The sequence below is a fragment of the Polyangium sp. y55x31 genome (genome assembly GCF_029946505.1).
Lineage (GTDB): Bacteria > Myxococcota_A > Polyangia > Polyangiales > Polyangiaceae > Polyangium.
Map to the genome: position 1 here is coordinate 15,938 of NZ_JARZHG010000040.1, position 14,622 is coordinate 30,559.

Annotated in this window: 10 protein-coding genes; 6 read left to right on the top strand and 4 right to left on the bottom strand. The window is 68.7% G+C overall.

Going from position 1 to position 14,622, the window contains the following annotated elements:
• Positions 1-3: 3 nt before the first annotated feature.
• Complete coding sequence (hisH, locus tag QHF84_RS41250) at positions 4-648, bottom strand: imidazole glycerol phosphate synthase subunit HisH (protein ID WP_281319079.1); 645 nt, start codon at positions 646-648, stop codon at positions 4-6.
• A gap of 2 nt (positions 649-650) precedes the next feature.
• Positions 651-1,238 (bottom strand): imidazoleglycerol-phosphate dehydratase HisB, encoded by a 588-nt coding sequence (gene hisB / locus QHF84_RS41255; protein WP_281319080.1) that lies wholly within the window; start codon positions 1,236-1,238, stop codon positions 651-653.
• Between the two features lie 48 nt (positions 1,239-1,286).
• Here hisB and QHF84_RS41260 point away from each other — a divergent pair, with 48 nt between their 5' ends.
• The 4 genes from QHF84_RS41260 (at position 1,287) to QHF84_RS41275 (ending at position 9,297) form a co-directional block, all read left to right on the top strand.
• Complete coding sequence (locus QHF84_RS41260) at positions 1,287-2,048, top strand: hypothetical protein (RefSeq protein WP_281319081.1); 762 nt, start codon at positions 1,287-1,289, stop codon at positions 2,046-2,048.
• A 66-nt stretch (positions 2,049-2,114) separates the two neighbouring features.
• The gene (lon, locus tag QHF84_RS41265; RefSeq protein ID WP_281319082.1) at positions 2,115-4,514 is read left to right on the top strand and encodes an endopeptidase La; all 2,400 of its coding nucleotides are present in this window, start codon (positions 2,115-2,117) and stop codon (positions 4,512-4,514) included.
• Entirely contained in the window at positions 4,511-6,841 is a 2,331-nt protein-coding gene (locus QHF84_RS41270; RefSeq protein ID WP_281319083.1) for a hypothetical protein, read from the top strand. Before lon ends, QHF84_RS41270 begins: the two co-directional genes overlap by 4 nt.
• Positions 6,842-6,852: 11 nt before the next feature.
• On the top strand, positions 6,853-9,297 hold the full coding sequence (locus QHF84_RS41275) for an ATP-binding protein (protein ID WP_281319084.1): 2,445 nt from the start codon (positions 6,853-6,855) through the stop codon (positions 9,295-9,297).
• A gap of 2 nt (positions 9,298-9,299) precedes the next feature.
• On the opposite strand, the gene QHF84_RS41280 is transcribed toward QHF84_RS41275, so the two are convergent.
• Positions 9,300-10,013: a hypothetical protein gene (locus QHF84_RS41280; RefSeq protein ID WP_281319085.1), complete on the bottom strand. Its 714-nt coding sequence runs from the start codon at positions 10,011-10,013 to the stop codon at positions 9,300-9,302.
• 346 nt (positions 10,014-10,359) lie between these two features.
• On the opposite strand from QHF84_RS41280, the gene QHF84_RS41285 reads away from it, so the two are divergent.
• Together QHF84_RS41285 and QHF84_RS41290 are read left to right on the top strand one after the other, a co-directional pair.
• Complete coding sequence (locus QHF84_RS41285) at positions 10,360-11,646, top strand: hypothetical protein (protein ID WP_281319086.1); 1,287 nt, start codon at positions 10,360-10,362, stop codon at positions 11,644-11,646.
• Positions 11,643-13,289: a hypothetical protein gene (locus QHF84_RS41290; RefSeq protein ID WP_281319087.1), complete on the top strand. Its 1,647-nt coding sequence runs from the start codon at positions 11,643-11,645 to the stop codon at positions 13,287-13,289. Before QHF84_RS41285 ends, QHF84_RS41290 begins: the two co-directional genes overlap by 4 nt.
• 21 nt (positions 13,290-13,310) lie before the next feature.
• On the opposite strand, the gene QHF84_RS41295 is transcribed toward QHF84_RS41290, so the two are convergent.
• Positions 13,311-14,567: a hypothetical protein gene (locus QHF84_RS41295; RefSeq protein ID WP_281319088.1), complete on the bottom strand. Its 1,257-nt coding sequence runs from the start codon at positions 14,565-14,567 to the stop codon at positions 13,311-13,313.
• Positions 14,568-14,622: the final 55 nt, after the last annotated feature.

Below are 14,622 nucleotides of genomic sequence, written 5' to 3' on the forward strand. Positions count from 1 at the left end.
TCGTTACGCCGCGACGAACGCCCCGAGCAGCGCGAGCCCTGCGCCCTGGCTCTTTTCGGGGTGGAATTGCACGGCCGTCACGTTGTCCCGCGCGACCGCCGCCGTGACCACGTTTGGCCCGTGCGTCACGGTCGCCACCACGATCGACGGATCCTCCGGCACCGCGTGATAGCTGTGCACGAAGTACACGTGCGGCGCCTCCGATCCCCAGGCGGCGAGCGCGCCTTCGGGCGCGCGCTTCATGTCCAGCCGATTCCACCCGATGTGCGGGATCTTCACCACGTCCGCGCCCGCGCCCGGATCGAGCCTCCGCACCGCGCCGCGAAACACGGCGAGCCCCGCGGCCCCCGGCGCCTCCTCGCTCGTCTCGAACAGCGCTTGTAGCCCCAGGCAAATGCCGAGATAAGGTGTTCCCCGACGAACCGCCTCCCGCAGCGCCTCTCCGAGCTCGCCCGCGAGCGCCGCCGCGCAATCGCGGAATGCGCCTTGCCCGGGCACCACGATCTTGTCCGCGCCGAGCACGTCCTCGGGCCGCCCGCTGCGCACGACCTCGCTCGCCAGCCCGCGATCTTCCGCCGCGCGCGTGATCGCCCGCTCCACGCTGCGCAGGTTCCCCATCCCGAGATCCACGACCACGACGCACGCCATGGCTAGAGGCTCCCCTTCGTCGACGGGACCCCGGCCACGCGTGGATCGATCCGCGTCGCGCGCATCAGCGCCTTGGCGAAGGCCTTGAAGCTGATCTCGATGATGTGATGCAGGTTCTCGCCCTCGTGCATTTTGAGGTGCAAGTTGCACTGCGCCGACCGGGCGAACGCCTCGAAAAACACCGGCACGAGCTCCACGTCGAACGTCCCGACCTTCGCCTTCGGGAGCGGCACGCGAAACACGAAATACGCTCGACCCGAGAGATCGAGCGCGCACGTCACGAGCGCCTCGTCCATCGGCAGCGTCGCCTCGCCGTACCGAGTGATCCCGGCCTTGTCCCCGAGCGCCTGCGCGACGGCCGAGCCGAGCACGATCCCGAGATCCTCGGTCGTGTGATGCCCATCGATCTCCACGTCGCCCTGCGCCTCGACGGTCAGGTCGAAGAGCCCGTGCCGGGCGATCTGATCGAGCATGTGCGAGAGGAACGGCAGCGGCGTCGAGATGCGGCTTTTTCCGGTCCCGTCCAGATCGATCTCGACGGCGATGCGGGTCTCGTGGGTGACTCGTTCGGCACGAGCAACACGCGGCATGGCGGGCATCCTAGCTCCTTTCGTCCGCAGATGTGTTATGCCCGCCTCGTGAAGCTCTCCGCCTGGCTCGTCGCCTTCGCGCTCCTCGGCGCCGCCTGCAGCCCGAGCACCCTCGTCCAGCAAGGGCCCAGCGACACGCTCCGCGCCTACGCACGCGCGCTCGAAGAAGGCCGCGTCGACGACGCCTATCGCCTCCTCTCCGACGACGCCAAGCGCTCGATGTCCCTCGAAGCGTTCCGCCGCGCGGTGAAGGAGAGCCCGGACGAGGTCATCGAGATCGCCCGCGCCGTCTCGCGCCCCGCGAGTGATCCGCTCGTCACGGCCACCGTGAGCCTGCCGAACGGCGACGAGCTTCTCCTCGTGTACGAGGATGGCAAATGGCGCATCGACGCCGCCGCGATCGACCTCTACAGCCAGGCCACGCCGCGCCAGGCGCTCGCGGGCTTTTTGCGAGCCTTCGAGCGCAAGCGGTACGACGTCATCCTCCGCTACGTCCCCGACGCGGAGAAAGAAGGCATCACGCTCGGCGAGGAACCCGCGCCCGCGGCGCCCGCCGAGAACGCGCCGGCCGGAAAGCCCGACGCCGCGGCGGCGAAGACGACCGGCACGGAGCTCACAGCGGAAAAGCTCCGCGCGGCCTGGGAAGGCCCGCAGAAGGACCAGATCAACCGGATTGTCCAGGCCATCCGCACGGCGCTGCCGACGGCCGTCATCGAGGAGACCGGGGACAGCGCTTCGATGTCCTACGGCGCCGGCGGCACGGTCGCTCTGATCCGTGAGCACGGGCTCTGGAAAATTCGCGACTTCTGACGCGACCCGCATCGGACCTGCGCGTTACGAGCAGGTCCGCAAAAAATGTACTAGGGTGTCGCGCGTATGGCCTCGAACGGCGCGCCCCCCTCTCGACCGCCCTCTTCCTCGGGTGAGGATAGCGTCCCGATCCTCCCGCTGCGGAACTCCGTTTTGTTTCCGATGTCGGTGGTCCCGATCAACGTCGGACGTCCTCGCAGCGTCCGGCTCGTCGAGGACCTCCTCGGCCGCGAGCGGGCCCTGGTCGGCGTGATCAGCCAGCGTTCGCCCGAGATCGACGAGCCCACGTTCAAGGAGCTCTACACGGTCGGAACCATCGCGCGTGTCGTGAAGGTGATCCGCCTCGGACCGAGCAACTACTCGGTCGTCCTGAACGGGCTCGGCCGGTTCCGCGTGAAGAACATCGTCGCGCTCGAGCCGTACATGCGCGCGAAGATCGAGCGCATCCCCGAGTCGCTCGTCCGTGATGTCGAGCTCGACGCGCTCGGCACGGGCCTGCGCGAGGCGACGCGCGAGGTCCTGCAGCTCATGCCGAACCTGCCGCGCGACACGGCGGGCATCCTCGACAACGTCCGCGAGCCCGGCGCGCTCGCCGACCTCATCGCCTCGAACTTCCCGCAGGCGCAGGCCTCCGTCGCCGACAAGCAGGAGATCCTCGAAGCCTTCGACGTGAAGGCCCGCGTGCGGCTCGTGCTCGCGATGGTCGGCCGTCAGCTCGAGGTGCTGCGCGTGAAGAAGGAGATCTCCTCCATGGTCCAGGAGGAGATGGGCAAGAGCCAGCGCGAGTACATCCTGCGCCAGCAGATGAAGAGCATCCGCGAGGAGCTCGGCGAGGCGGGCGAGGACGACGAGATCGAGGAGCTGCGCGAGCGCGTCCGCCGCGCGAAGGTGCCGCCCGAGGTCGAGAAGGTCGTGAAAAAGCAGCTCGGCCGCATGCGCTCGATGGCGCAGCAGTCGGCCGAGTACAACGTCACGCGGACGTACGTCGAGTGGATCGCGGATCTGCCGTGGTCGAAGACGACGGTCGATCGCATCAGCGTGCAGGAGGTGCGCCGTTGCCTCGACGAGGACCACATGGGCCTCGAGAAGGTGAAGAAGCGCATCGTCGAGTACGCCGCGATCCGGCAGCTCCGGGCCGACAAGAAGGGCCCGATCCTGCTCTTCATCGGTCCGCCCGGCGTCGGCAAGACCTCGCTCGGCCGCTCGATCGCCCGCGCGATGGGCCGCCAGTACGAGCGCATCGCGCTCGGCGGCGTGCGCGACGAGGCCGAGATCCGCGGCCATCGCCGCACGTACGTCGGCGCCTTGCCGGGCCGCATCCTGCAGGCCTTGAAGAAGGCCGGCACGAAGAACCCGGTGCTCGTGCTCGACGAGGTCGACAAGATGGGCGTCGATCTGCGCGGTGATCCGGCGGCGGCGCTGCTCGAGGTGCTCGATCCGGAGCAGAACTCGACGTTCCAGGACCATTACCTCGACATGCCGTTCGACCTGTCGCAGGTGATGTTCCTGGCCACGGCGAACAACCGCGACACGATCCCGCCTGCGCTCTTCGACCGCATGGAGGTCATCGAGGTCCCGGGCTACACGCGCACGGACAAACTCGGCATCGCGCGCGAGTTCCTCGTGCCGAAGCAGCTCTCGGCGCACGGCCTCACGGACGAGCGGCTCGAGTTCACCGAGCCCGGCATCGCGACGCTCATCGACCACTACACGCGCGAGGCCGGCGTGCGCGGACTCGAACGAGAGATCGCGGCGGTTTGTCGGGCCACGGCGGTCAAGCTCGCCGAGGGCAACGCGGTGCTCGAGGTCGTCTCGCCCGAGCACGTGGAGAAGGTCCTCGGCCCGCACAAGCACCGCCCCGAGATCGCGGAGCGCAACCTCGAACCGGGTGTCGCCACGGGCCTCGCGTGGACGCCGACGGGTGGCGAGATCCTCTTCATCGAGGCCACGAAGATGCCCGGCAAGGGCAACGTCGTGCTGACCGGCAACATGAAGAACGTGATGCAGGAGTCCGCCACCACGGCCGTCTCCTTCGTCCGCAGCAAGGCCGGCGAGCTGCACCTCGATCCCGAGTGGCTGAAGAACATCGACCTGCACGTGCACATCCCGAAGCACGGCACGCCGAAGGACGGTCCGAGCGCGGGCGTGACGATGTTCACCGCGGTCTGCTCGCTCCTGCTCGGCTGCCCGGTGCGCTCGGACGTCGCGATGACGGGCGAGATCTCGCTGCGCGGCCGCATCATGAGCGTGGGCGGCGTGAAGGAGAAGCTGCTCGCCGCGCACCGCGCCGGCATCAAGCACGTCATCATCCCGGCGAAGAACCGCAAGGACCTCGAAGACGTGCCGCAGGACATCCTCGACGAGGTCAAGGTGACGCTCGTCCACGCGATGGATGAGATCCTCCCGCTCGTGCTCGAACCCCCGCGACAAACGTCCCTGAGCACGCCGCCGCCGCCGCAGGCGTGAAACGCCACATCAAAGAATTGCTGAGCGCACGGCCGTCCTCGATCGGGATCGGGGCGGTCGTGCTGCTCGTGGGCGCGATCGGCTTCTTGCCGCTGTTCGACGGGCCCGGCTACGAGAGCGCGCTCGCCGCGGGCCTCGTCGTGCCGAGCGTCGCGGCGATCACGACGGCGCTCGAGACGAGCAAGGCACGGACGGCGCCGTTCGACGCGTTCGCCTCGGGGCTCGCGCGGGGCGCGCTCCTCGCGGGCGTCGCGTGGCTCGTCACGATCGTCCACGGCCTGCGCGCGGGGTTTTGTGATCCGCTCTCCGGCTCGGTCCTGTTCGCCCTCGGCCCCGGCGTCGGCGCGCTGCTCGCGGGCGCGTGGGGCGCGGCGGCGGGCGAGATCGCGGGGCGCGTGAAGCGAAGGCGTCTCGCGGCGGTGCTGCTCGCGCTCGCGGCGCCGCTCGGGTCCGTGGTCGTCTCGCTCGTCCGCTTCTACACGAGCCCGATGGTGTTCGCGTACGACCCGTTCGTCGGCTACTTCAGCGGCAGCCTCTACGACACGGTCATCGATGCGTCGGGCCTCCACGCATACCGCGTCGGATCGGCCGCGACGCTGCTCGCGGGCGCCGTGCTCGCGTCGCACCTCGTGCGCACGGACGACGGCAAGCTCGCGCGCCGCTCGATCAGCCGGCCGAGCGCGATCGTGCTCGGCGTGTTCGCGGCCGCGGCGAGCCTCGGGATGACGTTTTTCGGTCACCGCCTCGGGCACTGGCACACGCCCGCGAGCATCGCCGAGACGCTCGGCGGCAGGGTCGAGAGCGAGCGTTGCGATGTCGTCTACCCGCGCGGCATGCCCCGCGAGGACGCGCTCCGCTTCGCGCGCGATTGCACGGCGCACGTCGTCGCGCAGGAGGCGTGGCTGGAGACGAAGGGGCCCGCGAAGATCACCGCGTACCTCTTCGCCGATCCCACGCAAAAAGGCGCGCTCATGGGCGCGGCCGACACGTACATCGCCAAGCCCTGGCGAAACGAGGTCTACGTCCAGCAGAACGGCTACCCGCACCCCGTGCTCGGCCACGAGATCGCGCACGTGATGGCTGGATCCTTCGGCCGCGGGCCTTTCCGCATCGCCGGCAGCTTCGGCGGCCTCTTGCCGAACCCCGGCCTCATCGAGGGCATCGCCGTCGCGACCTCGCCGCACGAGGGCGCGCTCTCGGCCCGCGAGTGGGCCAAGGCCATGAAGGACCTCGGCAAGCTGCCCAAGCTCTCGCGCCTCTTCGCGCTCGGGTTTCTCGGGGAAAACTCCAGCGTCGCGTACACGGCGAGCGGCGCGTTCGTGGGGTTCGTCAAGGAACGTTACGGCGCGGCGGCGGTGCGCGCGTGGTACGGCGGCGGGTCGCTGCCGGAGATCACGGGCGCGAGCTGGGACGATCTCGAACGGGCGTTCCACGAAGATCTCGATCGCGTGGTGCTCCCCGAGGCCGCCGCGGCCCAGGCGCGCGCGCGCTTCGAGCGGCCCGGGATCTTCGGCCGGCGATGCCCGCATGTGGTCGACGCCTGCCGCAAGCGCGCCGAGGAAGAGAAGGCCCGCGGCGACGACGAGGGCGTGATCGAGGCGCTCCGCGAGGCCCTCGCGCTCGATCCCGGCGAGAGCGGCGCGCGCGTCTCCATCGCCCGCGCCCTCGTTCGCCTGGGCAAACCCGACGCCGGCAAGGCCGAGCTCCAGGCGATCGCCGACGACGCGCGCTTTCCGCGTCACGTCCGGGACCGCGCGCTGGAGGAGCTCGGCGACCTCGCGCTCGCGGAGGGCGATCACGAGCGCGCGATGGTGCATTATCGCGAGGTCATGTCCCGCACCGTCGAAGAGGATCAGCTCCGCACCCTCGACGTGAAGCTCGAAGCCACCCAGAACCCGCGCAGCAAGGACGCGATCGTCGCGCTGCTCGTGGGCACGAAGGGCCGCGGGCCCGACAAGGTGCGCGCCGCGGAGGAGCTCGGCGCCTGGGCCGCGAGCTCGCCGGACGACGGTTTGCCCGACTACCTCCTCGCGCGCGGGTACGTGGGCAGCGGCGACTTTGCGGAGGCCGCGTGGCGGCTCGATCGTGCGCTCGGGCGCCGCCTCGCGATTGGCCGGGTCGCGGCCGAGACCGAGCGCCTGCGCCTGGTCACGGCCTGCGCGCTCGAGGACCGTCCCACCGCCGAGCGGATGACGCTCGCGTACGTCGCGCGGAAAGACGTTCCACGCGCGCGCCGCGAGGCCGCGGCGAGCCTGTATGCTCGTTGCACGGGCGCAGCCGCGCCGGCCGTCCCCGAGGCCACGAAGGCCGGGGGCGCGCTTCCATGAGGGAGGGATCGGTGCCCGATCTGGACAAACTCGTCGTCCTCAACGCCGTGCTGCGCGTGGCGGCTCGTCACCCGAGCTTGCTCGCGCCGGCGGCGTTCGAGGACCTTTCGCGCGCGCTCGCGGCGCACATCGAGTTCGCCTCCGTCGCCGTGCTCATGCCGGACGACGAGGGCTACCAGCGCTTCTACACCGACAACGCCGATCCGAACCTGCCCGGCACCGTCCGCTTCGGCGCCCGCATCCCCTTCGATCCGAGCTTCTACCAGCGCATCTACGTCGAGGTTCGTCCGTACATCTGCGACGACACGCGCCTCGGCAACGAGATCGAGCGTTCGGTCGGCGAGGTCGGCTACCGGTCCTACGTGGCCGTGCCCGTGCGCTCGCCGGACGGCAAGCGCGTGCTCGCCTCATTCTCCGTGACCTTCGCGGAGCCGGGCGCCGCGCGCCATGCGCCCGTCGACATCATCGAGGAGATCGGGGACATCATCGGCGCGAGCATCGAGCGTTCGCTCCGATCCGCGCGGGAGCGAAGGCTCGCGATGATCCTCGACACCTCCGGGGACGCGATGATCGCCTGGGATCGGAGCGGCCGCGTGACCGACGCGAACGGCGCCGCGCTCGCGCTCACGGGCCATACGCGCGACGAGCTCATCGGCCGGAAGATCGGATCCCTCCTCGATCCCGAGCCCGATCCGGCCGTGGGTTTGCCGCAGCCCGACGCGCGCCTCGTGCTCGTCGCGCGCACGCCCGAAGGGCAAGCCCGACGTTTGCCCGTGGCCGCGACGATCACGGCCGTGGAGGACGATCCGCTCGTCGCATGCCACGCGCTTTTGCGTGATCTCTCGGCGTGGGAGGCGAGCGAGCGCGAGGTGGTCGCGCACCTCGCGCGTATCCGCGAGCTCGAAGAGCAGCATCGCACGCTGCTCGACAACGCCCCGCTCGTGATCTTCCGGCTCGATCCGAGGACGCTCGAGCTCGTGTACCTGAACCACTGCGCCGAGCGTCTTCTCGGCGTCCCGCTCGACGAGGCGCTCGCGACGCCGGGATTTTTGTGCGGGGTGCACGTCGATCAGGAGGGCGCGGCCGCGTACGACGAGGCCGTCCTCCGGGCCCGCGCGGGCATGCGCTCCTCGCCGTACGAGGCTCGCCTCGCGCGTCGCGGCGCGCATGCGATCACGGCGCGCGGCACGATCTACCCGCTCGTCGGCAAGGGCGGCGAAGTCGTCGCGATCGAGGGCCTCTTCATGGACGTGAGCGTCGAGCACGCCGCGCGCACGCGCCTCATCCAGGCCGATCGCCTCTCCACGCTGGGCACGCTCGCCGCCGGCGTCGCGCACGAGATCAACAACCCCGCCGCGTTCATCCTGCTCGGCCTCGACATGATGGCCCGCATGCTCGACGGCCCCGGCGTCGATCTCGGCCCCACCGTCTCCGAGCAGGTGCGCCACATGCTCGGCGAGCTGCGCGACTCCACGCGCCGCATCGTCGACATCGTCCGCGACCTCCGCATGTTCGCCCGCGCGCCGGCCGGCACGCGCCGCATCGCGGTCGACGTGAACCGCACGGTCGAGAGCGCCCTCTCGCTCACGCGCGGCCAGATCATCGAGCGCGCGCGGATCGTCCGCGATCTCGGCGACGTGCCGCCCGTCATCATCGACGAAGGCCGGCTCGGGCAGGTGCTCGTGAACCTGCTCGTCAACGCGGCGCAGGCGATCCCGCGCAACGCGCCCGGCGAGCCTGCGGTCACGGTCACGACGCGCAGCGAGGATCCACGCACGGTGGAGATCGACGTGCGGGATACGGGCGTGGGGATCTCGCCGGAGATCCTCGATCGCATCTGGGATCCGTTCTTCACCACGAAGGAGCCCGGCGCGGGCACGGGGCTCGGGCTCTCGATCAGCCGCGAGATCATCGAGCGCAGCGGCGGCCGCATCTACGTCGAGAGCCCGATCGAAGGCGAAGATCCGCCGCGCGGCGCGCGTTTCGTGATCGTTTTACCTGCCGCGGGGAGGGGCGACTCGTCGATCCCGCCGATGCCCTCGACGCCGCCGCGCTCGATCAAGAGCGGCGTGCGTGTGCTCGTGGTGGAGGACGAGGCGCCGCTCGCGCGCGCGCTCGCGGAGGAGATCGGCCGGGTGCACGAGGTCTCCGTGGCGGGCGGGGCGCAGGGCGCGCTGGAGGCGATTTCGGGGCAGCGGTTCGACGTGATCCTCTGCGATCTCCGGATGCCCGGCATGAGCGGCGAGGCGTTTTACGAGAAGGTCGCCGCAGACAAACCCGAGGTCGCGAAGCGTTTCGTATTCATGACGGGCGTCGGCTTCGGCGCCGACGTGGAGCGATTCCTCGCGGAGTCGGGGCGGCCGGTGCTGGAAAAGCCGTTCTCCGCGGAGGATGCGCTCGCGGTGATCCAGAAGGTGGTCACGCGGCACGGGCGGGCGCTTTTGCCGGGGCGGTGACGTCAGCCGTCGGAGATGGCTCCAGGCGTCGGGGCCTTTCCGGTCGGCTGCATCGCCTCGAGCGTGTCGATGTATCCGAACACCTTTGCTTCGAGGTCCCGGGGCAGCGCCGGGTTTTTCTTGATCTCGCGGACCAGATCGTCTCGCAGGCGCCCGAGCAATCCGACGGCTGACGAGCGGAGCTGAGCGGCCTGTTTTCGGGCTGCTTTGGGCACGTCGGCGCGATCGCTGAGCGTGAGATGGATCTGCTCGCCGGCTTCGAGGAAACCTTTGGCTGCTTCGAGCAACGTGCCGCCGTCCGCGAGGGGGAAACGTTCGAGGTCGGCTTTCATCGAGGCGAGCAGGGGTTTTCGTTCGAGGGCGCGCTCGGCCTGGACGGCATAGGACGCGCCGAGCTCGGCCATCTGGGGGATGAATGCGGCGCGGATCCGCTCGGCGGCGGCGACGGTCTGGGGGCTCGCGCCGGGCAATCGCAGATACACCTCGGTCGTGAAATAAATGGCGGCGCCGAATCCGTCGTGTGTGTCGTTGAGCGCATCCAGCGTCGCCGCGTGGGGCGCGCCGCCGGTGAGCGCGGGCGGGAGCGCTTCGATTGCGGCGATCTGCTCTTCGATTTGAGGCTCGTAATAAGCGCCGGCCTTCGACTGGATGAGGTCCGGTCGGCGCTTGTCGAGCAGGTCCCGGAGGCCGAGCTTGACGGAAGTGAGGGTCAACATGGGGCGGGAGTGTAAGCGAAGTGTGTGGGACGGACACCGGAAGATGAGGTCGACGGCGTGCTTGGTCGACCGGGGGTGATGTTGGGGTGCGGTCGACGGGATGGGGAGCGCGTTGGGGCAGGGGGCAGGCGCCGTCGACCGCGTGAGCGAGCGGGGCGGGGCAGGGGGAGGGGGCGGTCGACCGCGTAAGTGAGCGAGTCGGGGCAGGGGGCGGGGACGAGCGACGGCGCGGGGGAGCGGATCGGGGGTTGTCGTCAGGGGCGGCGTGGGGCGCAGGCGAGCGAGTCGAGGTGGCCTCGGAAGGTGGACGTCCTTGGATCGACCCGCTAGCGTTCGCGCACGGATCATGGAACAGCCCGACCTTCGTTCCGTGCAGAAAGCGCTCTTCCAGGCGCTGCGCGATCGCCCGCTCGATCTGCTCGACGAGGCGGACCGCAAGCTCTACGAGCCGCTGCACGACGACGATCACGATCCGGTCAAGCGCCTGTTCGATAACATCGAGTTCAGCGAGAACGAGAGTGTCCAGCTCGTCGCGGGTTTTCGCGGGACGGGCAAAACGACCGAGTTTTCGCGCCTGGAAAGGGACCTGTGGGAGCACGGGTATCTCGTGATCCGGGTCGACCTCGACGAGTACCTCGACATGCACTCGGCGATCGATATCCGTGACTTCCTGCTGATCATGGCGGGCGCGATCAGCGATAGGCTCACGGACGAGAGGTTGCTCGGCGTGAACGAGGGCCTGGAAAAAGGTTTTTGGGAGCGAGCACGTGATCTCATTCCCGGTGGGGTCGAGGCCCGGGAGTCCACGGTCAAGACGCCGGTGGGGGACTTGAAGCTCGCGTTCCGGAGCGATCCCTCCTTTCGCGAACGGGTCCGCAAGGCATTCGCCGGCCGCCTCGCCGAACTCGTCGAGCAGGTACGGGTACACCACGCCAACGTGCTGAAAGCCCTCGCGACGCGTGCGCGCAAAGCGGTGAAGCTCGTCGTCATCCTCGACTCCCTCGAACACCTTCGCGGGACCTTCGAGAAAGCCGAGGACGTCCGCCGCAGCGTGGAGGAGCTTTTCCTCACGCACGCGACCCATATCGGTTTGCCGAACACGCACATGGTGATGAGCGTGCCCGCGTTCCTGGTGCTCCAGGGGGACAACCTCGCGGCGCAATTCGTCAATGGCGCCGTCCAGGCCTGGCCGGCGTATCGTGTCGCGAACCGCGCCGGGGAACGTACGGCGGTGGTGGATCGGATGGTCTCGCTGGTAAGCAAGCGCGGTGATTGGCGCCGGCTCCTCCCGGACCAGCCGGCGCTCGAAAAACTCATCCTCGCCTCGGGCGGACACCTGCGCGATCTCCTCAATATGCTCATCGAGGCGATCCACCTCGCGGGGAAGGGCGTGAGCCCCGAAGCGGCCGAGAAGATCGTGAACATCGCGCGGCGCGCCTACATGCCGCTCTACAAGGACGAGATCGGCGTTCTGCGTCGTATCGCCGAGTCGCGGGACGTCCGGGAGATCAATACCGACGAGCAGGAGTATCTCCTGCGGTTCCTCGATTCGGGACTCGTGCTCTGTTACATGAACGACGACTTCTGGTACGACGTTCACCCGCTCGTGCGGGACGTCGTGCGTGCCCCATGAGCCCGGAAGAGGAGGAGGCGCGCGAGCGTCTCCTTTTCCACCTGGAGAACCAGACCGGGTTCTGGTTCGGATTGGTCGTGGGGGACGATCCGCGCCCGCGTGCGCGGATTCGGGCGGCGGCGGAGGCGTGGTGCAAGGAGCATGGCCGGGCGTTCGTGCTTCATGAGCCGGAGCCGGAGGGGCTCGTCAAGCTTGCGGTGGACCTGGCCCGTGGCGACAGCCCGGGGGTGCATTGGATCCTCGCGGACGGGGTGCAGGGGCTCGTGGACGCCTGGAATGCCGGCGCCACGCAAATGCTCATGGCGATGAACGAGCGCCGGGAAGCTTATCGCAAGCGTCTCGACGGGGGGATCGTCGTGGAGGGGCGATCGTCTCTCAAGCGTCTTCTGCGGGAGATGGCCCCGGATATGTTCTCGATCAGGGCGTTCATCGTCGAGCCGGGAGAGGATCCGAAGGCAGCCTCCAGCGAGCTTCCGGAATGGCAGTCCCCCTTTTCGTTGGCGTCGATGGTCTCCGCGGACGAGGTGGATCCCGAGCTTGCGCTCGCGAGGCTCGCTCGGCTCACGAGGCACCAAGGGCTGGCAACCAAGGAGGACTGGATCAATGCGGAGATCAGCGCGATGATCAGCCTCTTCAATACGGAGCGTTACGACGAAGCAGAGCGGCACGCGCGTGATCTCTTGTCGAGGCTCGAAGTCAATGCCGAAGTCGAATCGGATGCGTACGTGTTCCCGCGTGCGCAGGCGTGCGATGTTCTGGCGCATATTCGGATCACCCATGCCCACGATGCGAACGGGGCGCTCGCTCTCTGGTCAGAGGCCCTTGGGCATCTCGAGTCCGAGACTGCACTCGAACCGGATGACGAGTTCAAGTTCGCGATCCTGAACACGCAAATCGCCAAGGCAAGGGCCGGGCTGCTCATTCACATGGGTGAGCCTGACGCAGCCATCGAGGCGTTGGAGTCCTATGTCGAAGCATTTTCGACGGAGTCCGTGGTCGACATGCTGCCGGAACTGCAGACCGATCTGATGGACGCCTACATCAGGCTGGCCGCGCTGTTCGCGAAACAGAAGAATCTCGATTTGGCGGAGAGTACGCTCCGGAAGGCGGCGGTGATCATCGAGGCGTGTTCGTCCCGCCATCGGGAAGACCCACGATGGCAGTTCGAGCACCTGCGAAACGCCGCGATGTTGGGCGAGGTGCAACTCCGCAAAAAGGAGAGGAAAGCCGCAACCCAAACGCTGGTCGCCCTCGCAGGTCTTGCCGGGAAGCTGGAGTCCTATGGCGAGATGCGTGCCCCTTGGCGAAACGTACTCGACCGCTATTACTTCGATCTCGGCTTGGCGCTCTCGTTTCAGGCGAAGTATTCGGGGCCGGTGGACCGCGTTCGCCGATACGCTCTCTCCAGGCTGACGAGTCAGTTCGAGCGAACGCCGACCAACCTCAAGCTTGGCTGGCGGCTGGCCCAGTTGCACCTGAAGCGCGCCCTGCTCCTGGAGAAGGACGACGTGGAGGGGGCGAAGGACTCTGCCCAGCAAGCCATGGATCTCGTCGCGAGGCTGCCTGTGAAATCCGACGCGGAAGCGAATCTCAAAGGAAAGATCGAAGCCCTCCGCGCCTTCGTGCGGAAGCCCGGGGAGTAACGTTTCCCCAAGAAGCGCTGACTACCGAGCCTGAAGCTCCTCGAGCAGCGCCGCATCCCCCAGCTCCGCCCCTCGCTCCGCGTCCGCTCTCGCCTCGTCCGCGCGCCCCATCCGCAAAAGCGCCCGCCCTCGCCACACGAACCCCGTCGCGTATTCGGGATCCAGCGCAATCGATCGCTCCGCATCCGCAAGGCATTCCGCGTCGTTGCCCTGATCGAAATGGGCCTCCGCTCGATTCGACAGCACCCGCGCCGCCTCGGGCGCGAGCTCCAGCGACGCCGTGTAATCGGCGATCGCCCCCTCCACGTCCCCCGCGAGGTGCCGCGCGATCCCGCGCGTATCGAACGCGTCCGCGTCCGCCTCCAGGTAAATCGCCCACGACGCGTCCGTGATCGCGCGATCCAGCGCGCCCGCTTCGAGCCACGCCGTCGCGCTCGCTCGGTATGCCGCCGCGATTGCCGCCGCGTCCCGGACGCCCCACGTCCACGACCGCGCTTGCCGCGCGTCCGCGAGCGCGTCCGCGACCCGCTCCTCTTCCAGCGCTTGCAGCGCTGAATCTGCATACACGGTGATCTGCTCGATCCGCGTCGTTTCCGGCGCCGCGAGCACCGTCGATTCGAGACGGTTCATGAACCGCCGCGCCTCGCCGCCCTCGTCGAACTCGTAAAACACCGGCTCGTCCTCGACCGTGAACGCCGGCATGTCGTGCGCGACCGCGAACGCCAGCGCCGCGAGCCCGAAGCCGTGTGTCTCCGAAAGCGCGGCCCCGAGCTGCCCGAGACGCGTGTCCCGATCGAAGATCCGATCCAGAAGCTCGTCCGTCTCCTCTGCCTGCAAAAATTCGAGCGAGAGCGATGTCCCCTCGGGCAGCGCCGCCTGGATCGTCGCGAGCAGCGCGCCCCACTCTTCTTTGCGCAGCTCCCAGACGAAGGGGAGGGACCAACGCACGCGCGCGCCTGCGAGGCCTCCGCGGAGCGCGCGGATGTGTTCGTCCGCTTGGCGCAGCCGCGCGAGCAAGTGGCCGAGGACGAGGTCGAGGTCCGCGGTGGAGGGCAGGGTGACGAGGTCCTCGCCGTACGGCAAAAAGAGCTCCGGCGCGGATTCGCCGAGCTCCGCGAGGAACGCGTCCTCGTCGTCGAGAGGTTCGCCCTCCTCGTCGACGAGCTCGAAGCGCGGCGCGCAGAACATCCGCCCGACCCCGAGGACGTGCTCGAGGAGCGGGAACGTCGCGAAGCTCCGGTACTCGAAATCCTCGTCACCGATGAGATAATGGCCCATGCGCGCACGCACTATGCGCCGCCGGAAGGTGCGCGAGCAAGGGGGGCAGGCGCGC